Source organism: Thalassobacterium sedimentorum (genome assembly GCF_031127905.1).
Classification (GTDB): domain Bacteria; phylum Verrucomicrobiota; class Verrucomicrobiia; order Opitutales; family Coraliomargaritaceae; genus Thalassobacterium; species Thalassobacterium sedimentorum.
On record NZ_JARXIC010000004.1, the window covers coordinates 101,235 to 125,580 of the forward strand.

Sequence of the window (24,346 nt, forward strand, 5' to 3'; positions counted from 1 at the left end):
CCTATCGTGAACGAGGCCTTCCACATGTCGTGCCGAGTCGTATTTGAGGCAATACTTCAACTCTCTGATCGAATTGTTGCGGATGCTCAGAGTTGATACACTTTAACAACATCTGAATCGCCTTTTCTCCAATTTCTTTCGTATTTAAATTAACCGAACAAAGCTGCCCCCCCATCGCCCAGGGGAAGACATCATACCCGATTACACTGATCTCTTCCGGAACCCGCACACCAAGCGTTTTAAACGATTTGACTAACTCACGCGCGAGCAAATCATCCGCAGCAAAGATCGCGGTCGGCCATTGTGAACGTTCCATCTGAGATAACTTCAACGCCAGATCTAAACCGCCACAATTATCATCACCAACCTCAAATATTCGGCGATCATCTAAGTGCAGCCCCTCCGCGATAAAGGCATCACGAAACATCGCCATTCTTCGGCGATACATGCGCCCAAACATCCCCTGAACCTCAGTCGCTGCTAGCAACGCGATATCCGTATGACCATAAGATTTCAAGTGAGCCAGGCCAACTTGAATCGACTTCTGCATATCTAATCCGATCTGATAGCAATGCAACGACTGCGTATCATCAGGCAAACCATACATAACAGTCGGCACCTCAAATTTATGCAGTAAAGCATCCATCTCCGCAATTTCAGCAGTATTATAATCTGTCGGCCCCCAGATAATGCCGTCGATACGATTTGATACGAATGAGTGTAAACCGGCTTTTTCACGAGCTTGATCCCAAGAACAAAATCTAACTGAAATGGTAAACCCCGCGGCCTCCCCAAGCGTAAAAACAGCTTCCAGCGACTCTTCGTAAAACCGACTCATGTCTGACAACATGACTCCAATAATTCGCGTGCGCCCATTAGACAGCGACCTAGCTAAATTATTCGGCTCATAATTCATACGCTTGGCAGCTTCCAAGATTCGATCCCGCGTTTTCTCACGAACCTTGGGGTCTCCTCGCAATGCAAGCGATACAGTTGAGGCATTCAAGCCAACCTCTTTTGCAATCTGATGAATCGTAATTTTACGGGGCATTCTAAAGTCAGGTAAACAGGGTATTCTAAATTATGTTGACAGAAAATACAACCGATTGTATTTTCTGTCAATACAAACTGTGAATACCTTTGAAAACCTCATTTCACCTAAAACTAGTCGTCGCATTCTCCTTTTTAATGCTGGCAGAAAGCTTAGCATCCACCCCCGCAATCGATGTATTTTTTCTAGCTGGTCAAAGCAATGCTTCTGGCCGCGCAACCATAGCATCGGAAGCCTTACCGGAAGTCCTCTATTACTACCACACTGATGGCCCCGCCCAAAGACACTCAAATTCCGACTCTAGGTTCACCGAACTGAACGCACTACCCAACAATTACTTCGGACCGGAAATCGGCATCGGCAGAGAGCTGCGACGCAAAAACTACACTCCTGCGATCATCAAAATAAGTAAAGGCGGCACCAGCTTAGCCAACGATTGGAATCCACAAAAGAAAGGCGAATGCTGGCAAACATGGACACAGGAAGCGAGCAAGGCACTCCAAGCACTCAGCGCTCAGGGGTATCAAATACGACTCAGAGGCTTTTTCTGGATGCAGGGCGAAAGCGACGCCAACATCAAAGGAAGGGCCGCTAAATATAAAAATAACTTCCAGGCTTTCATAACTTCGGTCACACAATTTCTCACAACAGAAGGTTACCAAACAGACCAGATGCACTTCGTCACGGCACTGATTCGTAGCGATCGAAAAGAAGCCAAAACGATTCGGGCTGCCCAAAAGGAAACAATGGATACGATGCCTAACGGCGACTGGTTCGACACCGATGACCTGACTACCATCGATGGCACGCACTACGATTCTGAATCACTACAAATAATCGGAGCACGCTTCGCCGATACATTTATAAAATTATCCGAGCAAGTACACATCGCGGCCCCTCACCAATAATACACACACGATGAACCCTAAATCCAAAACTGAGTCCCCCAAGCCAACACATAAGGCGACCCTACTTGAAAAGTTTGCCTGGGGCGCTGGAGGAATGAGCGAAAGTCTCGTCAACTCGATTTATGCACTCGCCTTTCCAATTTACTCAATCGGACTCGGCGTCAGCCCGGCACTCATTGGTATTGCTAAAGCAGCACCTCGGCTAGTGGATGCACTGACTGACCCCATCATGGGCAACATTTCAGACAATGCCCGCACTCGCTGGGGACGCCGTCGACCATTCATTTTCATTGGAGCGATACTGATCGGCATCATCTATCCCATCATTTGGCTACCCAACCCAGGATGGTCAGAGATGATGCTTTTCACCTGGCTGACCGCATTAACAATCTTTTTCTTCCTCGGTTTTACGATATGGAATATTCCTTGGTCCGCAATGGGCATGGAACTAAGCGACGATTACAATGATCGCACCAAAGTCCAAGTCGCTCGCATGATCTTTGCCACAATCGCTGGCTTAGGCAACGCCTGGGTCTACAAACTTTGCTTCTTATTTAATTCTGACGAAATTATCGGCGTCCGATACACAGGCTTCATCATTGGCTCAATAATTATGGTCGGGGCGATCTTATCTGCATTTTTCATTAAGGAATGGCGCCACGTGGACAAACAAATGCCAATACGGCTACTAACGTCGCTAAAGATGACCCTGTCAAACCGTCCATTCTTATTACTCTGTGGAACGATTGTAGCTTTTGCCATTGGACTAGTCATGGTTGATCCACTCTTACTGTATGTAAATATCTATCACGTATTTGACGGCGATCGATCCGCGGCCTCCACCATCATGGGAATTTCCGGAACCTGCGGCGTGATCATTTCAGTCTTAATGCTACCCATCGGCGGAAAACTTTCGGAAAAGTTCGGCAAACGTAACGCGGCCTTCTGCGCCCTGACACTTATGATCATTGGGAAAGGCTCTCAGTATTTACTCGTCACTCCTGACAACCCTTACCTACAACTCATTTGCCGAATCATTTACCAACCAGGCCTAATGTTAATGTGGGCCCTCATTCCATCAATGATTGCGGATGTTTGCGATCTAGATGAACTCGAGAATGGCAATCGCCGTGAAGCGAGCTTTAGTTCGGTCTTTCAATGGATATGGAAACTGGGCGCAACGATTGCGATGGCGTTAAGCGGCATACTAATCTCATTAGCTGGTGCCAGCGTTAGTTCACCTGACGACCTACTTTCCTACAACGTAGTTTTCCGCCTAAGATTAATACTAGCGATTGTACCTGTAATCTTCGCGATCATTGCGATGGTCCTACTATGGCGCTATCCACTCACTCACAAACGAGTGAATGAAATTAAGGAACAAATAAAATAATAGCCCTCCAAACACAAAAAAAAAAAAACAATCAAAAGACTAAAGCGCAACTTGTTGCGCTCACCTTCTCTTGAAAAAAACGAACGACAATCCATTGTATAACCTAGTATTTTAAAGTCATAATAACCCCAGAATTATAAGAACATGAAAAGAAAATATACCCTGCTACTCACATCAGTCAGCCTGCTTGCCGCAACCTACACTCAAGCACAAACCGCTTTCTTTGACTTCGGCCGCAGCGACGGTGAGAATAAATCGCTGATCCAAGCTGGAACAACAGGATTTGAAGCTCCTTATAATGCCGTAGCAGGCGTCAACGAACTCAGCGTTACTTCCAGCTCCGGCATTACCTTAACACTCTACGATGATGCTGCTTTTATTGGCCGCAATCGCTGGAACTACTCACCCACTCCAGGATCGGACCTGACTTGGGATGAAACTTTCATCGATTTCATTGGTGGCATTGATAAAATAAAAGTTTCTGGCCTGGCTGCGAATACTGAATATAGCTTCCAATTCATTGCTTTTGATGACGACAGTTCTAGCTCAAGAACGATTTCATTCGCTGAAACAACCGGAGGCGCCAACAATGCGTTAGGTAGCGTCACATATAACGCCGGCGATCAAGTAAATAGCAATTCAGACTTCAGCGTCTTTTCGAATTTAACTTCAAACGCCTCAGGTGACATCTATGTCGATTTAACTTCATCGTCAGGCACACCCCTACTCTCGGGGCTCATCATCATACCTGAGCCTCAGACCTCGGCCCTACTGATTGGCTCACTAACAGGGTTAAGCGCCTTAGCTTTCCGTAGAAAAAGAACAACAAACTAAAGAAATTAAGTTGATCCTAAAAATCTCGAGGCATTGACCCATTCTGCTACTTAAATAAGTAGCAGCAATAAAGCCTACAATAGAGCAAGGCTTTGATTACTGATACGCAAAGACAAGCGGATCCTTCTAACTTCCAAGCATAGACCGATTATCGAACATCAAAGATGTTCCCAGTTAAAGCCCTGCAGGATCTTAAAATCACTTAATAGCTTTAAATATCGTGTCCACTAATTGTAATCGCCCTCATCAATCATGAACACATCGAGGTGAATTAGCAAAACTTATATAAAAAGACGGCCAAATAAGTTAATTTGATTAACAGTTTGAATATATCATGCTTAGCAGCATGACACTCAAGCACGGTATACGCATTTGCATTGGAGCCCTTCTAATATACGGCACTTATTTTGTGACAGCTCAGAAGTTGCGCGCAGAGCTCGAGAATGATATCCGCTCATGGCAAACACTCAATATCAATACATTCGAAAATGAGCAATGGCGTGTCACCGCAGGTGCCCAAAGCCGACTCTACGACGAAGGCAAATTCCTCGGCACTTGGCTGATCTTCCCTACCGTCCAATATAAAGCGCATCCAAACTTGGATCTTGGCGCGACCTATTTACTGGAAGACACCCGTAGCGAAGCAGGTGACGACTACACACGCCTCCACATATTTTGGCTGCATGCCAACTCACACTGGCAACTCACTGAAAAGCTAAAGTTCAGCATGCGTCACCTCGCAGGTTTACGAGAAATTGAAAGTAAAGACGACTATTGGATCTCACGTCATCGCTTCAATATCGACTACAAACTAAAAGACTTCGGCCACCTGGTGGGCCTCGGCGCCAGCACAGAAGTATTTGTACGCTATGATACTGATGAAGTATTTGAAAACCGGTTCATACCGATCAAAGCAAGTTTCAAGCTAACTGACCGTAGTCAGCTATCCTTGTTTATCATGATGCAATCCAAACGCGGTGTCGGCTGTTCGAACTGGGAAAATGCTTACATACTGGGACAGTCCTTTAATTATAAATTCTAAATTATCCTTGCATTTAATTTTCATATTTGAAATTCATTTCAAATATGAAAAAAGAGTCGGTTCCTAGTCACAATGAGTCCAGTGCGCCTGCATTGGAGCGTGGCTTGCGCCTACTAAAGCTCCTCGAAGACCAGGCAGCAATGAGCCTGGATCAAATAAGTCGACAACTGGAGACGCCAAAAGCGTCCACACTAAGACTTTTAACGACACTGGAGCATATGGGCATTGTCCGTAAACATCTCAATAAGGAGTATCAGGCACTTTTCCGCCTCCAGCCCTTACACTCCCCACTCGAGCGATTCCGCGATTCTCTCAAAGCAAAAATGGCAACGCTGGTCGCGTCTACGGCATGCACGGCTGAGTGGTATGAACCGACTCAGGAAGGCATGCAGCTCATCCATCAAACCAATCCGGAAACCGAACTGTGCGTTCAAGCCCGCCCGGGCTTCCTACGTGACTGGCATACGGAATTTGAGGCGGTTATCTGCTTGGGACATGCCTTCGCTTCACAGGCACCTAGCTTGGAGCAGAGTCAGCGTTATACCGCCAACGGGATACTCAGCTCGATGAACCCAAGCAAATTACAAAAACTCGTCCAAACCGCTAAGTCGCAGCAGACTGCCTATGATCTGGCATTCAATAGCAATGGAGTACGACGCTTTGCTGCTGCGGCTTTCGACCCCGAAAACGCAACATTCCTTGGAGTGCTCGCAGTCGCTGAGGTCTACCATTTTGCACAGCCTAAACAAGCTGAGGCCATCATTCAATCGTTAACCCAAACACTCAAACAGTAACTATGCGCATACTATACATCGACATCGACAGCCAACGTCCTGATCACTTAGGCTGCTACGGCTATCACCGCAACACCAGCCCGACCATCGACCAGATCGCTAAAGAAGGTATCATTTTTGACCGTTGCTATACACCCGATGCCCCCTGTCTGCCCTCACGCACTGCGTTCTACTCGGGCCGTTTTGGTATACAAACTGGTGTGGTCGGACATGGAGGCACCGCGGCTCAACCCAAAATTGAAGGCAGTCGGCGTGGCTTCCGCGACAATTTCGACGACCACGGACTCGCCCGCCAATTACAACACCTGAACTATCATACTGCAATGATTAGCCCCTTTGGGCAACGTCATGCGGCTTGGCACTTTTATGCAGGCTTTAATGAAATTCACAACACCGGCCAAGGTGGCGCTGAATCCGCCGAAGTCGTACAGCCAGTCGTCAGTAAATGGATGGCGGACAATGCCGCGAAAGATAACTGGTATTTACACATCAATTACTGGGATCCACATACCCCTTATCGAGTGCCTTTAAACATCGATAATCAATTCGCAGATGAGCCATTGCCCGCATGGTTAACCGATGAGGTCATCGAAAAGAACAACAAGAAAGTGGGACCGCACTGTGCCCATGAAATCGATATGTATACCGGAAATGGCGATCCAAAGTATCCTCGCCATCCAGGCAAAGCCACCACCCGGGAATCAGTGCGACAAATGATCGACGGCTATGACATGGGAGTTCGCTACGTGGATGACCAAATTGCCGACATCGTGAAAGACCTCAAGGCGGCGGGAGTTTATGATGACACCATGATAGTTATTTCAGCCGATCACGGTGAAAACCTCGGAGAATGGGGGCTCTATGGTGAACACGGCACCGCTGATGACATCACCTGCCGCGTCCCTTTGATTATAAAATACCCAGGTGGCGCCCAAGGCATTCGTAACACTCAATTTCATTACAATATCGATTTTGCCCCCACGGTAATGGACTTACTCGGGGGAGAAAAACAAGCCATTTGGGATGGCGAATCCTATGCAACCGCAATCACAGAAGGCTTGGATACAGGTCGTGATGAAGTCACAATTAGTCAATGCTGTCACGTTTGCCAACGCTCAGTCCGATGGGGCAAATGGCTCTATACACGCACCTACCATGATGGTTTCCACCTTTTCCCCCAGGAAATGCTGCACAACTTAGAAGCGGATCCACACGAACAAAACGACTTGGCACAGGATAATCCAGAGCTCTGCCGTGAAGGCCAATGGCGCTTATCCAGATGGCACGATGCGCAAATGCAGAAAATGGCCCTAACTGGCAACGATGTGGTGGATCCGCTGTGGACAGTGATTCGCGAAGGCGGCCCCTTCCATGCCTCACTCACCCATGGTCAACCTGGCGCCGAAGGATTCGAAACCTATTTACAGTATCTGGAGTCTTCTGATCGACAAGCTGGTGCCGACGCACTGCGAGAAAAATACACCCCTATCATCAATCAAATCAGGGCTTAAGCATTCGATAGTAGCTTTTGAAAATCAGGCAGATGCTCGAGCGGCTTGAGCGCTTCATCATGGCTCAGCTCACTGCGATACGATTCAGTAAAATGGATTGCCTGCTGGAGTGATTGAATCGCTTCATCAGGCAAGCCCATCGCACTGTAAGCACGTGCGAGTTGGTAATGAGCCTGACTATTCTCAGCATCGATTTTCAGCGCCTGCGTACAGAGATTGGCCGCCCATTGTGGTTCATCCAGATGAAGCACTGAGTGCGCTTTGTATGTTAGCGCTTCGACATCCTGTGTATTATATTTTAGAATCTCGTCGTAAATGGCGATCTTTTGCGCAGGACTGTTTTCTTGGCCCGCACGTAACCAGAGCGCTTGAATATCTTGCGTTCGCTCGATCTCTTCACGATTCGCTTGAATGTGCTGCGTCTTCTGCTTCACCACACGCTCCAACTTCTCCAATCGGGTTTCATACACATCAATCAACTTTGTCACACGCCCTTCAGCCGCCACCTGAATACGCTTCTGCACATCCCGCATTGATGACCAACCCATGATGACGAGAATTGAGGAAACACCTGCGATCAGGTAAAAGAAATAAGTCACCGTATCAGTGGAGTAGGCAACAGCTCGATCGACGGAGTTATGCTCACGATCTAGGATTTGTTGCATGATCTCATGCTTCTGCGATGCCATATCTGTACGCAGCGTCTTTAATTCATCCAACACATAGCGTTCGATGAAAGGTGAATAAAGTGGTTCCTCCAAATCTTCGACGACATCCCCATACGCCTCATCCGACGCTGATAAAGCATTCGTTGCTGGCACCTCCCGAGCCTGAGCTCCAGCCCCACACAGTACAACAAGCAAACAGGTGCAGAACACATGCATAAAAAGTAAGCGATGCCACATAATCAAATTCGACGAGGGCGCCTAAGCCGCATTCGCAATGGAACCACGGGGCACATCTTCTTCCACTAACACACGGTGCAAGCTACGAATCGTCGCCTCATAATCGGACTCGCTCACAATAAAGTTAATATCCACTTGGCGCATAGATTGCCCAGTCGCCAGAATATTAATATTGCGAGCGGAAAGTGCCCCCGTCGCCCGCGCCATAATGCCAGGAATTGTCATATTACTGCCGATCGCAGAAACAAAGGCAACTCGCTGCTGATCAATTTCAGCATCTGGATAGCGCTCTAATAAGCGAGCGCGTATGCGCTTAATCGTTTGTAAATTGGCATTAATGTAGTGGGTGATCGTATTGGCATTGACGCCCTTTGAAACGATGTGCGCTTTGCACTGCTGAATGGTCTCAACGATGTCTTGATCATACTCATGAAAATTGCCGGCAATATCCTGATCAAACAAAGTGAATGCGTAGATATCTGTGCAACCGGTAATGATTTCAACCTGCGGCTTTTCACGAGTAAACCCAGTAGTGATCAAAGTACCGGGATGCTTCGGCTCGAAAGTATTCTTAACGACTAAGGCGATATCATTCTTGCGCAAGCCCTTGGCCGCCCGCGGATGAATCGCCTCCATTCCAAGATTGGCCAATTGGTCGGCTACGTCGTAATTCGTACGACCAATCGGCACTGCATTTTTCTCACCGACAATACCAGGATCGGCACTGCTCAAATGAAACTCCTTATGAATGATGGCCTCCTTCGCCTGAGTCAGCACAGCAAGCCGACTGAAAGTCATCTCACTATAGCCCCGATTAAAGGACTTCATCAACCCACGCTGACTGTGTGCATACCCTGTTACTATTGGAAATTCTTTGCTTAGATCCAAACTGACGAATGCTTCTTGAATACGTTCATCCAGAGTAATGTGACTGTGCGTTTGCCATCCAGTCAGATCGACAAAACGCGCCGGAATACCATCTTCATTGAGCAAGCGAGCCGTGTTCCAAGCACTGTGTGCCTCGCCCAAACTCGCAAGCATCTCACGCACCGTTTCAAGATGAACCCCTAGCTCAAAGTGCCCATGCCCGCATAATTGTAACAAACCATCCAAGCATGCTTCGGCATCATTTATGCGTTGTTCGATAAATGCATTCGCCTCATTCAGCGAACTGGAATGACTAAAAAGCTCGGCATTCAAACGCGTCATCTCTGTCCTTAAATCGGCAATCGCCGCCTTCCATGCCTCACTCTGCATGCTTTGCGCAAATAAGGCATAAATGCCCGGCTGCCCATTCTTTTTGTGTTCAAGCAAGCGATTCGTGATACCACTATACGCAGAAACAACAAAAATACGATTGAACTTCTCGACTGTGGGACGCCCTCCCAAAATAATATTATCACGCACCGAGGCATACTGACTCATTGAAGTCCCCCCGATCTTTTCTACTGTATGCTGAGCAGTTTTCATATTTCTTCTTCCGTTAATTCTTTAGGCGTATAGATGCCGCACAACGACCATCAAACACCAACACGAGCAAACCGATTAAAATGCCTGGCATACCTTCGTAAACAGTCGCCTGCCAGCCCAACCAACGCCAAATCAAGGCAGTCGATAAGCCCGCAAAAATAGCACATAGTGCCCCCATTCGACTCGGCCGGGCCCCCAGGCACAGGTAAATCAGCAAGGGTGCAAAGGCACTGGCCAGCCCCGACCATGCCATAATAACTAAATTAAAAACACTTTGCTTATTCAATAATGCCCAAGCCAGCGCAGCCAGTGTAATGAGTGCCGTGCCAATTTTAAGTAACTTGGTATTTTCAATCCGACCAGGCAACAGGTCGTGGGTGAGCGCTGAGGAGCAACTCAAAATTAACGAATCCGCGGTGGACATCGTGGCAGCAAATATCCCCGCCAACACAATGCCTGCCGCAAAAGGCGGCAACATTTGCTGCGCCATGGTCGGCAGGGCGAGTTCAGCATCAAAATTTCCGGGATCTAAAATATAGATGCGCGAAAGCATTCCCACCCCTGTCGCCATTAAATAAAAAGCAAAGAACCACAGATAATACCATGCACGCGCACGGCGCATTTGCCCCGGCTGGTCCAGCGTCATAAATCGCACCATTACGTGCGGCTGACCAATCACAGAGAATCCTGCAAAAGCCCAACTAATCGCAAATAGCAGGCCGCCCGCGAACCCAGGCAGTGCTAGATCCTGAGGAAACCAATTTAAATAACCTTCGATGGCTCCCATTTTATCAACAGCACCACCGATACCACCAAAAGAATGAATACCCACCCACAACATCATCGTCATTGCACAGATCATGACAACCGACTGCGCTGCATCTGTCCAAATAGAGGCACGTATACCACCTGCCAAACAGTACACAACGACCAGCACTGCACCGATCACTGCACCAGCATAGGTCGGCCAGCCAAAGAGCACATGCAATGCCTTACTGCCTGCAACTAGTTGAGCACTGGCGTAAGCAAGTAAGAAGACCAACGAGATCACCGCACAGATACGCTGAAGCGTAACATCTTCCCGACCGCCCCAGCGGCTCAGCACACCTGCAAAGCTAACTTCCTTAGTGTGCGCCGTCGCACGTCGCAAGCGCCCATGGATAAAGGTCGAAGCAATATAATCACCGGCAATCCATCCAATCATCAACCAAATAGCAGCCAATCCGGTCGCATAAGTATAACCGATTACACCGATAAACATGTAGCCACTGTTGTTAGTAGCCACGGCGGACAACCCCACCAAGGCTGGCGAAACTGAAGAGCTCGCCAAATAGTAATCCTTTTTCGTGCCGCGGCTGTGCCGCACGGAACTGACGCCAATCACTACGAATGCCGCGAGGAAGAGCAGAAAACTAAATATCATCTGATCTAAGTCAGGTCGTCTGTTGAATCGGCTCGGCCTCCAGCTCGTAAGCACCCTCAGAGTTGTGCACCTCGGTCCCATGCAAAGGCGGATTAAAGACACAGGCCATCTTCATCTCCGATTTTGCACGCAGCGTATGGCGGTCGTGCTGATCCAACACATATAGCGTGCCTGGCATGATCGGATAAACCGCGCCATCTTCACGCGACTCGACCTCCCCTTCACCTGAAATACAGTAAACGGATTCCAAATGATTCTGATAGTGCATATCAAAATCCGCACCTGCAAAAATCGTAGTGATATGAAAGGAAAAACCCATGCCGTCTTCCTTAAGTAGCAGACGTGTGCTGTCCCAGTTTCCGTCCGGAGAAACTATCTTACGGCCCGCTTCAGCAGCTTGTTCTAAGTTTCGTACGATCATAACTAAGCAATAATGTGCTGTGAATTTCCCTTAGCTTCAACGATGACATCATCGAAGTAACATTGATCTTCCGGGATTTCACCATGAGCCGCGCATACCTCTTTAACTGACTCTTCGATAATATCGATCCCCTTGGCTAAGGACGCCTGAGAAATCGTCAAGGGACACAACAACTTGATAATTTGATCATCGGTCCCACTAGTCTCAATAATGAGTCCACGCTTGTAAGCAGCCCGCGAGATCTGACTGGCAATCTCACTGCTGACACAATTAATCCCCTGAAACATGCCACGCCCCTTTGCAGTGAAGTTACCATCGCCATACTTCTCAACAATCTTGTCCAGGCGCTCCGCGATGTAGTTTCCCTTCTCCTTAATCTCCCGGGCAAACTCGCCATCGGCCCAATACGTATCGAGTGCCGATTTCGCAGTTACAAATGCATGATTATTCCCCCGAAATGTTCCGTTATGCTCACCAGGTGTCCATTTATCATACTCTGGTTTAAACATGAGCATGGCAAATGGCAACCCGTAGCCACTCAGTGATTTGGAGAGCGTGACGATATCCGGTTCGATTCCTGCAAACTCAAAGCTAAAAAAGTCTCCGGTGCGTCCATTACCCGCTTGAATATCATCCACAATCAGAAGTACTCCATGACGCTTACACACCTTGGCCAAACTTTGCAGCCATTGCATACTGCAATAATTAACACCTCCTTCGCCCTGCACTGTTTCCACAATCGCTGCCGCGGGGAGATCAACCCCACTACTGGTATCCGTTAAAACCTTATCCAAATACTCCGTAGTATCAACTTCATCGCCTAAATAACCATCGTAGGGAATGCGATGCCCACCAGTCAGCGCAATGCCCGCTCCGTTACGATGATGTGAATTGGCTGTAGCTGAGAGCGCGCCCAACGTTTGCCCATGCCACCCATTGGTGAAAGACACTACGTGCGAGCGACCAGTGATCTTACGCGCAATTTTAAGCGCAGCTTCCACTGCATTAGTTCCAGTCGGCCCAGTAAACATCAGAGTGTAGTCCAACTGGCGTGGCTCTAGAATGTGTTGCTTGAATGCTTCCAGAAATTCCTTTTTGGCATCGGTATGCAGGTCCAAGCTATGAGTAATGCCTTCCGATTCTATGTATTCAACCAACTTTTCACGAAAGACCGGGTGGTTGTGACCATAGTTGAGCGCCCCCGCACCAGCAAGGAAGTCGATGTATTCATTACCATCTTCATCGTAAATGAATTCACCCCGCGCTTTGGTAAATAAGCGCGGAAAGTTACGTGCATAGCTACGCACCTCGGATTCGAGTTCTTCGAATATCTTCATGTCTATTTTTTGGTTAATAATTTAATTAAACGGGCCAATACGCACGAGATGTTCGGTTTCGTGCTCACCGAAAAAATGAGTATCTTTATCAAATGCAACGGACACCTCCAGCTTTGCACTCAGCTCTTTGGCCAGTTTCCTAAAGAGCGCCCAAGAGGCTTCGTTATCAATCGTAATTGTGGTCTCAATAAATCGAACTTCCTCTCGCTGCCCACGGCACAACAATTCTCGCAACATCCTCATCGCCAGTCCTTGCCCCCGCGCCGAAGCTCCCACTACCACTTGCCAAATAAACAGTGTACAGGCCTTACGTGGAATCATATACCCGGAAACAAAACCAACTGTTTCACCACATTGCTTTGCAATTATTGAGGTATCCGAAAAATGAATACACTGCAATAAATTGCAATAAGTAGAGTTAGTGTCCAAAGGTGGACTATCGGCAACCAATCGATTAATTGATAAGCCGTCCAAAGGATCAGGAATCTGTAGTTCTATTTCTTCGATACCACCAGTCTAGAGGCACCTGCCCCATCGAGTTCAAGGGTTTTCTTTCGAAACACACTCAATCAAACTCGATATACACATAATAACGTTACTTGATATAAAATCCTAACCAAGCTCTAACTCACACCACCGCTGGCCTAGCCTCGAATCCGACAGTAGCGCCCCTTCCGAAATACTACATTTTATTTTTTTCATAAAAAAATAAAAGCTAACGCACCAATCAACAGAAATTGACTAATCTTATTAACGACACAACAAAAAGCACCCCCACTCAAGCCACTCTGCGAGAGGAGCAAACTGCTAAAAAAAGTGACCATTCGCAGCAAACAGCGCTAAGAAAGAGCCATTCAGCATAAAAAACCAAGCGCCTACAAATCCCAGCCAAAGAGTTGCCCCAATACCATGCATGCTTCCTGCCCGGCACCACTGCCCAGCTCAAAGTCTGAAACTGCAACAAACAGTGAATCAATATCCATTGTTGAATTCTCCCAATGAATTGGTTTCTCTGCCCCGATGGACAATAGCACCGCAATTAAGCCCCTCGTCGGGATCATTATGGGAAGCCAATCGGACTGGAGCACGATGGGCGAGGCCGCCGCCTTGCTCAAGCAGCTGAAAATCCCATTTGAAACAAAGATCGTCAGTGCGCACCGCACTCCCAAGCTACTGTGTAGCTACGCCGAAGAAGCCGAGGATCGCGGCATTCAAGTCATTATAGCTGGCGCTGGCGGCGCTGCCCACCTACCGGGCATGACAGCTGCGATGACACACTTACCCGTACTGGGCGTCCCCGTACAATCCAAAGCACTCAGCGGCCAAGATTCGCTACTCTCCATCGTGCAGATGCCAGCAGGCATTCCAGTCATGACACTCGCCATTGGAATCGCAGGCGCTAAGAATGCTGCCCTTTCAGCCGCGTCCATCCTTTCTTTGGCTGATCCCGAGGTGCGAAAGCGTCTAAAAACGTTCCGCGACCAACAAACGCAAACTGTACTTCAAACAGAACTCCCCCAAATATGATAACTCCAGGCAGCACAATCGGAATTTTAGGCGGCGGACAGCTGGGACGCATGCTCATCCTAGCAGGACGTGCACTAGGCTACCGCTTTCACGTCTTCGAGCCTAAGGGCCCTTGCCCCGCGGGCATGGTGGCCAACCTCGAAATCAATGCAGAGTACTCCGACGAGGCGGCACTCAAACGCTTCGCCCAAGGTGTCGACATCATCACCTTGGAGTTCGAAAACATCCCATCCCAGGTAATCGACATGCTCAGCGCAATCAAACCCGTGCTCCCCAGTAGTCGTGCCCTGCACATTTGCCAGCACCGACAGCGCGAAAAAGACTTCCTAAAAGAAAACAAACTCCCCTGCGTTCCGTTCGAATATGCGGACTCAGCTGAAAGCTTAAAAACAGCAATCCAGGCCATAGGCTTTCCCTGCGTGATCAAAACAGCCGCTTTTGGCTATGACGGCAAGGGACAGATCAAATTAAATGCCCCGGAAGAGGCCGCCGACACCGACTATCTCTGGAACTACTTGGAAAATCCCCCACGTGTGGTGGTTGAAAAATGGATTCACCACGTGGGTGAATTTTCAGTCATCTGCGCCCGTAAGCCCGATGGCAGCACCAGCACCTTCCCGATGGCGGAAAACATACATGTGCACCACATTTTGCACGCCTCCATCGTGCCAGCTCGAATCACTCAAGTCACTCAGACTGCTGGAGCCGAACTGGCTTGCAAAATCGCAGACCTACTCGACGTGGTTGGCTTAATCGCGGTCGAACTCTTTCTGCAAGAAGATGGCACCCTGATCATTAATGAAATGGCACCACGCCCTCACAACTCAGGCCACTATAGTATCGACGGCTGCTTAACCAGCCAATTCGAACAACACATACGCGCAGTCGCCAATCTCCCATTTGGCTCCACCGAGCTACTCAAGCCCACAGTAATGATAAACCTACTGGGTGATGTATGGTCCAATGGAGAACCTGACTGGACAAACTTACTCACCGATCCTCGTGTTAAATTACACCTCTACGACAAGGGCGAGGCGCGCCCAGGCCGCAAGATGGGACATTTCACACTAATTGGCGACAATATAGATGACACCCTCGCAGCCGCAGAAAAACACTTTCAAGCACTCTGCGGACAATAGCCAACGATCTGCTTCAAAAATGATTCGACCTCGAAAGTTCGATGTCCCACTTTGATCGCCTTCAAAATGAATATCCAGCCCACCAGATCCGAATTCAAGTCACTCACAGCTAAAGGAAATACAATTCCAATTTATCTTGATCTGACGGCCGATTGCGAAACCCCACTTGGCGCTTACTCAAAGATTCGCCACCAAGGCCCAGCCTTCTTATTTGAATCCATCGTAGGCGGTGAGCGCATCAGTCGCTTCTCTTTTTTGGGCGCCAATCCACGCAAGGTGTTACGCGTCTTTGAAAAGGAAACCACGATTCAGCACAAGGATGGCTCAGTCGAGACGATCGCCACTCCCACTGATCCGCTCAATTTAATCGAATCAGAAATGGCGGGCTATCAGCCAGTAGAACTGCCAGACATGCCTCCGTTCTGCGGGGGCGCTGTCGGCTTCGTTGGCCACGAGTTTATTCACAGTATAGAACCTACAGTTCCAAAACCGAGTGAGAACCCACTCGAGGTCCCAATCCTCTACTACATGATCGCCGATTCTGTTCTGGTTTTCGACCATGTCAGACAGATCCTACGCATCTGCGTACATGCCCATACCGACGATCATGATACCGATGCAGCCTACAACAATGCCGTGCGCGAAATTGAACGCATTTACGACCTACTCGAAGGTCAACCCCCGGTTGAACATCGCCCGATCGGAGTCCCCAGTGAAATACACGTCCCCGAAGGGAACTTTACCCAGGCGCGCTTTGAAGATGCCGTCGACCAAGTCAAATCTTACGTGCGCGCTGGTGACGTAATACAAACCGTTCTATCCCAGCGATTTGTAAAAGAATTCAAACCAACCCCAGTCGATCTCTACCGCGCATTACGCACCGTTAACCCCTCGCCCTACATGTTCCTAATGGAAGACCCAGACTTCTCAGTAGTCGGTGCCTCTCCAGAAGTACATGTCCGCCTGACAGGTGATCAAGTAGAGATCCGCCCAATCGCAGGCACACGCCATCGTGGTAAAAATGAAGCTGAAGACCTAGCCTTAGAACAAGATCTATTAGCAGACGACAAAGAGAAAGCGGAACATCTAATGCTAGTCGATCTCGCTCGCAATGACATTGGCCGAGTGTGCCAATATGGCTCTATTCGAGTTCCGGATTACATGACTATAGAACGTTATTCACATGTTATGCACATCGTTTCACAAGTTGTGGGAACAATTCGCCCAGAATGCACCGCTTACGATCTGATGCGAGCCACCTTCCCTGCGGGTACTCTAAGCGGCGCCCCCAAAGTTCGAGCCTTGCAAATCATCTCAGAACTCGAAAATAGCCAACGTGGCATTTATGGCGGCGCTCTCGGCTACTTTGAATTCAATGGAAATCACGACTCTTGCATTGGAATTCGAACTGCTGTGATCAAAAACGGAAAAATCTACATCCAATCTGGCGCTGGCATTGTCGCCGACTCAGTCCCTGAAAGTGAATTCATGGAAACGATCAACAAAGCCAAGGGTATGCTGAAAGCCGTTGCCTTGGCCGAAAATATGTTTAACAGCAGAAAAAAAGCGTCTAATAGCTCAAATTAGCATTTTTTTGTAAGGCGATATAATTTGTTGCGATAGGTATTGGAACCTCGGGAATAAATCCGCGGTCAGAGTATCCTAACAGTGAAAACCACCACTGAAACAAATTATAATCATGGCACAGACAGCAGAAAGAACCCGTAATCGACGCTCACAAGCCAACCAGCTCTCCGCGGTCCCGCGCGCCCGAACGGACGTCATAGAGGCCGTCACTGACGTGCGCGAGCTCCCAGCCACTGACCGGAATGTCATGCGCACCTATATGCAAGAGATTTCAAAAACTCCCTTGCTATCGAAGGAAGAGGAAGTCGAGCTAGCGGCACGCATACAAAGTGGCGATAAAGCCGCCCGCGATCATATGATTTCGGCCAACCTGCGGCTTGTAGTCAAAATTGCCTACGATTACAATAACTTTGGCCTGCCACTATTAGACTTAATTAGCGAAGGTAATATTGGCCTGATCAAGGCAGTCGAGCGCTTTGACCCTTCTAAAGGCGGTAAACTCAGCACGTACGCGGCCTGGTGGATCAAACAATCAATCAAACGCGCCCTCGCCAACCAGAGTAAGACCATACGCCTACCGGTGCACTTGGTCGACCGTATCGCTAAAATGCGCAAAATCACTGCGGAACTTGCCGACGAACTCGATCGCGAACCAACCGACGAGGAAATTGGCTACGCAATGGACATGCCCGTCAACAAAGTTGCCCACTTGAAGTCAGTAAGCATTCGCCCCGCGTCCCTGGACGCCCCCGTCGGCGAAGATGGTGAAACGACTTTCGGCGAACTGGTCGGCGACGACAATGAGGCCTCCCCATTGGAAAATTTACAGGAAAAATCGATGAGTCACGACATTAAGTCCGTCATTGATCGCCTGGAGGAACGTGAAGCTGAAATCATCCAACTCCGATTTGGGCTCGACGGCAATCGCCCACTCACACTGGAAGAAGTTGGCGAACGCTTCGATGTAACTCGTGAGCGAGTACGCCAAATTCAAAACATCGCAATACACAAAATGCGGCGACTAATGACCGAAAACGAGCGTCAACGCTCAAAAGAAGAGGTTCAGGAAGAACGCATTGAACAAGAAAAGATGAAGGTATTACAGGAATTTTTTGAGGAACAAGTAGCCTCATAGTTTTCTGACTCAACTGTTGTTTGTTAAAAAAATGCCCTCTGCGTGGAAACGTCAGAGGGCATTTCTGCATCTGATGACAAAGATGTGAACATTCACTCACCAGCTTCGGAAAGCAGGCCGACCCATTCACACAAATAGAGGCTGACGTCGGTCCGGCCGCGCGGCAAAAAATATACCACAGAACATATTATCAAGAAGCCACAGGCTCTGAACGGGCCATGCGGCTCGGATCAAACCGCTCAACCATTGGCACCTACTTGGAGATAATTCGCTCTAGCGCTGATCAAGCGCTAGATAATCGCGTTGAGTCTTGCCAGTGTATATTTGACGCGGACGGTGAATGCGACTCTTAGGATTCTCAGCAATCTCTTTCCAATTTGCAATCCAACCGGGCATACGACCGATCGCAAACATTACGGTAAACATTTCGACAGGGATCCCAATCGCCTTGAGAATAATACCACTATAGAAGTCAACATTTGGATACAGCTTACGGCTAATGAAATACTCATCTTCCAAGGCAGCCTGCTCGAGCTTACGTGCGATGTCTAACAGAGGATCCTTCATGCCAATGCTCTCAAGAATGCCCTCAGCACTCTTACCTAAAATCTTCGCGCGTGGATCATAATTCTTATACACTCGGTGCCCAAAGCCCATCAACTTAGCCTCGCCCTTCTTAGCAGCTTGTATAAATTTTGAACCATCGTCCCCCGCAGCGTGAATTTCTTCAAGCATCTTAATCACCGCCATATTCGCACCACCGTGCGAGGGGCCCCAAAGCGCACAAACTCCTGCTGACACGGAAGCAAATAGATTAGCCCCCCCCGAGGCCACCATACGCACTGTAGAGGTGGAGCAATTTTGCTCGTGATCTGCGTGCAGCATCAAAAAGAGATCAAGCGCCTTACCTGCACCATGATCATCGATGTATTCATTATATGGCTCTGAAAACATCATATGCAGGAAGTTTCCAGTATAACGCTTATCCGCGGGGTAAACGAAAGGCATGCCCATCTTCATACGATAAGTCATAGCAGCGATCGTGCGCACCTTAGAAATCAAGAGCGCTGCAGTCTCGTCAAAGTGAGCTAAATCCTGCTCGCGGTCATTCGACGACATTTCAGGATAATAGGCACCCAGCGAATTCAGCATCGAAGAGAGAATTGCCATCGGGTGCGCATCACTGGGGAAACCATCAAAATGGCTATGCATACCAGTGTGAATAGACGCATTCTTACAAACCTGTTGACGAAAGGCACGCAGGCAGCCTTCCGATGGCAACTCGCCGTAAATGACCAGCATCGCGGTCTCGAGAAAAGATGAATTCTCGGCCAGTTGCTCAATGGGATAACCACGATGGCGAAGGATTCCCTTTTCACCATCAATGAAAGTGATATCGCTCATGCATGAGCCTGTATTGCCGTAGCCTTCATCAAAAGTGATACAACCACTCTTCGCTCGCAGTGTCCGCGTATCTAGGGCTTTTTCGCCCTCAGTTCCCTCAATAATGGGGAACTCAAAATTTTCGTTTCCAAGTCGGATAGTGCCTGTATTTTCCATGGTAGTGGTCGTATTGCTGCGTCAGTAAAGAAATCCCAGAGCGTCAAAGGTCCTCTCTGAGTGCCTTAGCTCTAATAAAGCTAAAGCGATCTCAAAAAGTTTCGGTATAGATGCAATCCTTTTGCCTGACTTTTTTCGGGATGAAATTGGGTTGCGTAACAGTTTCCGGAACGAATTCCAGAGACAAAGGATCCGCCATAATCAGTACGAAAGAGCGCCAGACTGGGATCCTGCGGCTCAATGTAATAACTATGGACGAAATAAAATTGATCTTGGCCTGAAACAAGGCCTTCTGTAAGGGGAGCGTGAGAATCAAAGCTGACTGCGTTCCAGCCCATATGCGGGATCTTCAGCGAAGGATCGATCACGAAGCGCTTGACGGATCCCTTAAAAATACCCAGCGCCTCCGTGTCTCCCTCTTCGGAATGCTCAAACAACGCTTGCAGTCCAAGACAGATCCCAAAAAAAGGACGATCTGCAGCGATCCAATCACGAATGGTGACATCAAAGCCAGTCGCCTGCAAGAGACGCATGGTATCCACAATCGCCCCCTGCCCGGGAAAGACCAAGGCATCAGCCGGACCGATCTGGCTGGGCTCTGAGACCAAATAGGCATCAGCCCCGACATGCTCCCAAGCTCGCACGACACTACGTAAATTCCCCATACCGTAATCAATAACGGCGAGACGTGGTTTGGACTTGGAAGCGTGTTCAGACATATCGAAGCGACCGAAGCTGCCAAATTTTGAGCAAGTTGCAAGCAGACAAGATTTTCGATGAGGAAAAAATTTTCCAGAGCGCAATTCCGAGAGGCGACAACAAACAAAAAATAGGCAAAATGGGGCTCCCGCCGCTTTCACACGACCTTCCCAGCAGGCGAATTGTTGGATTTTAACCACAAAAAGGCCTGACAGTAATACTGCCAGGCCTTGGATTAAATTCTTCGAGTAAGATAATTAGACCAACTTCTTAAAAAGCAGTGTCGCATTATGCCCACCAAATCCGAGATTGTTGCAGATCGCGACATTGACATCAGCCACCCGCATCTCATTCGGCACGTAATCCAGATCACACTCAGGATCAGGCTGATTATAATTAATCGTCGCAGGTATCTTACCATCGCGGATTGCAAGTGCGCAAACTGCCGATTCGATACCTCCAGCGGCCCCCAACAGGTGCCCGGTCATCCCCTTGGTTGAAGACACCGGAAGTTTATAAGCATAGTCCCCAAAGGCCTTTTTAATTGCCCCCGTCTCAAACTTATCATTGTAGGGAGTCGAAGTACCGTGAGCATTGATATAACTCACATCTTCAGCCTGAATGCCCGCTTCCTTAATCACATTCCGCATCGCGGCACCCAACGCCTTCCCCTCTGGATCGGGCGAAGTAATATGGTAAGCATCACAGGTTGCGCTGTAGCCAGCAATCTCACAATAAATAGTGGCACCACGTGCTTGCGCATGCTCAAGTGTTTCCATGACCAAGACACCAGCCCCTTCACCCATGATGAAACCATCTCGTCCCTGATCGAAGGGGCGGCTGGCTGTGATTGGATCGTCATTATAACTCGTGCTCATCGCTTTCATTGAGCAGAAACCAGCATAGCCAAGCTCAGTAATCGCAGCTTCGCTCCCACCAGCCAACATAATATCCGACTCACCATCACGTAACATGTGATAGGCTTCACCGATACTATGCGTACCAGAGGCACACGCACTCACAATACCAAAATTAGGACCACGAGCTCCAACTTCAATCGCCACCACGCCACTGGCAATATTAGCAATCAGCGAAGGAATCATGAAGGGCGATACACGACGAGGGCCACCTTCGTATAAACGACGACTCTGGGTCTGAATCGTCAACATGCCACCAATACCAGATCCAACAAGCACACCGAAACGATCGGCCTCGAGTTTCGCAGTATCCTCAATTCCTGCATCCTTAAGCGCTAGGCGAGAGGCTGCGACAGCAAACTGAGTATAGCGATCATTACGACGGGCCTCCTTGGGGTCCATGTATTGTCCAGCCTCAAAATGGGTACACTCTGCACCAACTTTCGAAGGGTACTCTGTGATATCGAACGATTTCACTGTATCGATGCCACTCTTACCTGCCAGCAGATTATCCCAAAAAGTCTCTACCCCGTCACCGTAACTGGTTACGGTGCCGATGCCTGTAATCACGACACGTTGTCTCTCAATTGCTTCACTCATGATGTCTATATAAAAATTAAGCCGCATTTAAGCGGCTTAATCGTAAGTTTGAAAGTAGAATTTTCTTATCCTGCCTTTTCAGTGATGTATTTAATCACATCACCTACAGTTTGCAACTTTTCTGCATCAGATTCTGGAATTTCGCCGTCGATTTCATCGCTGAATTCTTCTTCGAATGCCATGATAAGTTCAACTGTATCAAGCGAATCAGCACCTAGATCATCCAGAAAGGATGCTTCTGGAGTAACTTGCTCCTCATTAACGTTAAGCTGATCGACGATAATTGTCTTTACGCGTTGTTCGATTGTTTGGTCTGACATAATTTTCTGTGTTTAGGTTAAATAAAACTAGCTATTGAATGTGGCATCACATGACCATACCACCGTCAACTGTAAAAACCTGTCCGGTGATGTATCCTGCATCCTCCGAAGCGAGGAACCCCGTAACCGCAGCAATGTCCTTGGCCTCCCCCATACGCTTCATCGGAATGATACCAACAATCGCTTCCTGTTGCGTCTCGTTAAGTTCCGCGGTCATGTCGGTAGCAATGAAGCCAGGTGCCACCGCATTGACAGTGACATTCCGAGCTGCGAACTCCTTGGCCAAGCTCTTTGTCATACCGATCATGCCAGCCTTGGCAGCGGCATAATTCGCTTGTCCGGCATTGCCAGTCAGTCCAATGACCGAGGTCATGTTAATGATGCGCCCCCAACGCTTACGCGTCATCGGGCGCGCGAGATATTTAATAAAGGTAAAGCAGCTGGAAAGATTGGTTTCGATCACATCATCCCAATCATCATCACTCATACGAAACAATAGACCATCCCGTGTAATTCCTGCATTATTCACCAGAATATCGATATTCCCATGTTGCTCCAAAAGCGCTTCACAAGCTTCCTTAACGGCAGCCTTATCAGCCACGTCAAGGGCACGGGACTCTGCGGAGCCGCCACTGGCATTAATTGCGTCCGCCACAGCCCCACAAGAGCTCTCCGAGCGGCTGACGCAAATTACGTGGTGTCCCTTACTGGCAAGTAACTTAGCAATACTTTTGCCGATGCCACGGCCGGCACCAGTTACGAGGGCGATTCTTTTCTCTGTGGTTTCACTCATGTAAAGTGAAGTTTCCGACATTTCGTTCCTTTGGCGCAAGCCCAATGTTGCCTCCGAGCAACATTGACAGACAGGGCACTTACAGGCTCTAGTTAGCTTAATGTCAGAACAAGAACCACAGCGCATCCAAAAGCTCATCGCAAATTCCGGGCTTTGCTCACGCCGCGAGGCCGAACGCTTTATCGAAGAAGGCAATGTCCGCGTGAACGGAAAAATCGCCCAACTCGGCGACAAGGCCACACTTGATGCGGCCATTTTTGTAAATAATAAGCCGATCATGCGCAAAGAAGAGCGCCCGATCACGCTAATTATGAATAAACCAAAGGGTGTGCTCTGCACAAACTCAGATCCACATGCCGAACGCACTGTGTTTGAACTGCTCCCTCCCGACCTCCAACGCCAACGCCTATTCTGCGCAGGACGTCTGGACAAAGACAGCGAAGGCCTACTGGTCATCACTAACGATGGCGATCTAGCTCACCGTCTCACTCACCCCAGTACTGAAATCGTCAAACGCTACCGGGTCGTGCTACACCGCGACTTCAACAAGGCCGACATCCCCAAGCTACTCGCAGGCACCGAATACGAAGGTGACTTCCTTAAAGCTGAAAAAGTTATCCCAGCCCCTCAAGTCGGTGAAGGCCACCAACGCCGACTGGAAGTGCACCTACATCACGGAAAGAAGCGTGAGGTGCGCCGCCTGTTTGAGGCCAACCGATACTTCGTTAAAAAGCTAGTTCGCGTGCAGATTGGCGGCATTATTCTAAAAAACATGCCCCGTGGCGGCATACGCATTTTGGGCAAAAAAGACATTGAGCGTCTCTTTGGTTGATGCTAGCCGCAACCTCAAGCATCGGCTCAAGGCCTCTCCAAATTAGCTCACAGTGACAGTCAGCCATAATATTGAGAATCAAATCCTGCCGGCTCAGGCTGTCACTTTATACATTACCACCTCGACGACCGTTTAAAATTACTCATTT

The 24,346-nt window shown here is 48.5% G+C and carries 23 protein-coding genes; 11 read left to right on the forward strand and 12 right to left on the reverse strand.

Going from position 1 to position 24,346, the window contains the following annotated elements; translation table 11 throughout:
* Position 1: 1 nt before the first annotated feature.
* Positions 2-1,051: a LacI family DNA-binding transcriptional regulator gene (locus QEH59_RS03660; protein WP_308983998.1), complete on the reverse strand. Its 1,050-nt coding sequence runs from the start codon at positions 1,049-1,051 to the stop codon at positions 2-4.
* A gap of 89 nt (positions 1,052-1,140) precedes the next feature.
* Here QEH59_RS03660 and QEH59_RS03665 point away from each other — a divergent pair, with 89 nt between their 5' ends.
* The 6 genes from QEH59_RS03665 to QEH59_RS03690 all read left to right on the forward strand — a co-directional run bounded on the left by QEH59_RS03665 (position 1,141) and on the right by QEH59_RS03690 (position 7,533).
* A complete protein-coding gene (locus QEH59_RS03665; RefSeq protein ID WP_308983999.1) occupies positions 1,141-1,959 on the forward strand; it encodes a sialate O-acetylesterase in 819 nt (272 codons plus the stop codon).
* Between the two features lie 10 nt (positions 1,960-1,969).
* A complete protein-coding gene (locus tag QEH59_RS03670; RefSeq protein WP_308984000.1) occupies positions 1,970-3,352 on the forward strand; it encodes an MFS transporter in 1,383 nt (460 codons plus the stop codon).
* 144 nt (positions 3,353-3,496) lie between these two features.
* Positions 3,497-4,186, forward strand: coding sequence for a hypothetical protein (locus QEH59_RS03675; protein ID WP_308984001.1), 690 nt, complete (start codon positions 3,497-3,499; stop codon positions 4,184-4,186).
* A gap of 346 nt (positions 4,187-4,532) precedes the next feature.
* Positions 4,533-5,228 (forward strand): DUF2490 domain-containing protein, encoded by a 696-nt coding sequence (locus QEH59_RS03680; protein ID WP_308984002.1) that lies wholly within the window; start codon positions 4,533-4,535, stop codon positions 5,226-5,228.
* 44 nt (positions 5,229-5,272) lie between these two features.
* Positions 5,273-6,022, forward strand: coding sequence for a helix-turn-helix domain-containing protein (locus QEH59_RS03685; protein ID WP_308984003.1), 750 nt, complete (start codon positions 5,273-5,275; stop codon positions 6,020-6,022).
* Between the two features lie 2 nt (positions 6,023-6,024).
* Entirely contained in the window at positions 6,025-7,533 is a 1,509-nt protein-coding gene (locus tag QEH59_RS03690) for a sulfatase (RefSeq protein ID WP_308984004.1), read from the forward strand.
* Here QEH59_RS03690 and QEH59_RS03695 read toward each other — a convergent pair.
* The 6 genes from QEH59_RS03695 to ectA are packed head-to-tail and all read right to left on the reverse strand — an operon-like array spanning position 7,530 to position 13,563.
* Entirely contained in the window at positions 7,530-8,438 is a 909-nt protein-coding gene (locus QEH59_RS03695) for a TPR end-of-group domain-containing protein (RefSeq protein ID WP_308984005.1), read from the reverse strand. The genes QEH59_RS03690 and QEH59_RS03695 overlap by 4 nt on opposite strands.
* Before the next feature lie 21 nt (positions 8,439-8,459).
* Positions 8,460-9,908: an aspartate kinase gene (locus tag QEH59_RS03700; protein ID WP_308984006.1), complete on the reverse strand. Its 1,449-nt coding sequence runs from the start codon at positions 9,906-9,908 to the stop codon at positions 8,460-8,462.
* 13 nt (positions 9,909-9,921) lie between these two features.
* The gene (locus tag QEH59_RS03705; protein ID WP_308984007.1) at positions 9,922-11,331 is read right to left on the reverse strand and encodes a sodium/proline symporter; all 1,410 of its coding nucleotides are present in this window, start codon (positions 11,329-11,331) and stop codon (positions 9,922-9,924) included.
* A gap of 10 nt (positions 11,332-11,341) precedes the next feature.
* Positions 11,342-11,752 carry an ectoine synthase gene (locus tag QEH59_RS03710; RefSeq protein ID WP_308984008.1) on the reverse strand — a complete coding sequence of 137 codons (411 nt, stop codon included), beginning with the start codon at positions 11,750-11,752 and terminating at the stop codon, positions 11,342-11,344.
* A 2-nt stretch (positions 11,753-11,754) separates the two neighbouring features.
* Positions 11,755-13,089 (reverse strand): diaminobutyrate--2-oxoglutarate transaminase, encoded by a 1,335-nt coding sequence (ectB, locus tag QEH59_RS03715; RefSeq protein ID WP_308984009.1) that lies wholly within the window; start codon positions 13,087-13,089, stop codon positions 11,755-11,757.
* Positions 13,090-13,110: 21 nt separating this feature from the next.
* Positions 13,111-13,563, reverse strand: a complete 453-nt coding sequence (ectA, locus tag QEH59_RS03720; RefSeq protein WP_308984010.1) for a diaminobutyrate acetyltransferase — start codon at positions 13,561-13,563, stop codon at positions 13,111-13,113.
* A 564-nt stretch (positions 13,564-14,127) separates the two neighbouring features.
* On the opposite strand from ectA, the gene purE reads away from it, so the two are divergent.
* From purE to QEH59_RS03740, 4 genes are all read left to right on the forward strand, one after another.
* Positions 14,128-14,616 (forward strand): 5-(carboxyamino)imidazole ribonucleotide mutase, encoded by a 489-nt coding sequence (gene purE / locus QEH59_RS03725; RefSeq protein WP_345785323.1) that lies wholly within the window; start codon positions 14,128-14,130, stop codon positions 14,614-14,616.
* Entirely contained in the window at positions 14,613-15,755 is a 1,143-nt protein-coding gene (locus QEH59_RS03730) for a 5-(carboxyamino)imidazole ribonucleotide synthase (RefSeq protein WP_308984012.1), read from the forward strand. Before purE ends, QEH59_RS03730 begins: the two co-directional genes overlap by 4 nt.
* 66 nt (positions 15,756-15,821) lie before the next feature.
* On the forward strand, positions 15,822-17,342 hold the full coding sequence (trpE, locus tag QEH59_RS03735; RefSeq protein WP_308984013.1) for an anthranilate synthase component I: 1,521 nt from the start codon (positions 15,822-15,824) through the stop codon (positions 17,340-17,342).
* A 247-nt stretch (positions 17,343-17,589) separates the two neighbouring features.
* Positions 17,590-18,477 (forward strand): sigma-70 family RNA polymerase sigma factor, encoded by an 888-nt coding sequence (locus tag QEH59_RS03740; RefSeq protein ID WP_425609232.1) that lies wholly within the window; start codon positions 17,590-17,592, stop codon positions 18,475-18,477.
* A gap of 273 nt (positions 18,478-18,750) precedes the next feature.
* Here QEH59_RS03740 and QEH59_RS03745 read toward each other — a convergent pair whose 3' ends face one another.
* From QEH59_RS03745 to fabG, 5 genes are all read right to left on the reverse strand, one after another.
* Positions 18,751-20,037: a citrate synthase gene (locus QEH59_RS03745; RefSeq protein WP_308984015.1), complete on the reverse strand. Its 1,287-nt coding sequence runs from the start codon at positions 20,035-20,037 to the stop codon at positions 18,751-18,753.
* A gap of 80 nt (positions 20,038-20,117) precedes the next feature.
* A complete protein-coding gene (gene hisH / locus QEH59_RS03750; RefSeq protein WP_308984016.1) occupies positions 20,118-20,756 on the reverse strand; it encodes an imidazole glycerol phosphate synthase subunit HisH in 639 nt (212 codons plus the stop codon).
* A gap of 237 nt (positions 20,757-20,993) precedes the next feature.
* Positions 20,994-22,253, reverse strand: coding sequence for a beta-ketoacyl-ACP synthase II (fabF, locus tag QEH59_RS03755; protein ID WP_308984017.1), 1,260 nt, complete (start codon positions 22,251-22,253; stop codon positions 20,994-20,996).
* Between the two features lie 65 nt (positions 22,254-22,318).
* Positions 22,319-22,573, reverse strand: a complete 255-nt coding sequence (locus QEH59_RS03760) for an acyl carrier protein (protein ID WP_308948153.1) — start codon at positions 22,571-22,573, stop codon at positions 22,319-22,321.
* 46 nt (positions 22,574-22,619) lie between these two features.
* Positions 22,620-23,366 (reverse strand): 3-oxoacyl-[acyl-carrier-protein] reductase, encoded by a 747-nt coding sequence (gene fabG / locus QEH59_RS03765; protein ID WP_308984018.1) that lies wholly within the window; start codon positions 23,364-23,366, stop codon positions 22,620-22,622.
* A 100-nt stretch (positions 23,367-23,466) separates the two neighbouring features.
* Between fabG and QEH59_RS03770 the strand changes: the two genes are divergently transcribed.
* Positions 23,467-24,198, forward strand: a complete 732-nt coding sequence (locus tag QEH59_RS03770; protein WP_308984019.1) for a pseudouridine synthase — start codon at positions 23,467-23,469, stop codon at positions 24,196-24,198.
* The last annotated feature ends 148 nt before the right edge of the window (positions 24,199-24,346 follow it).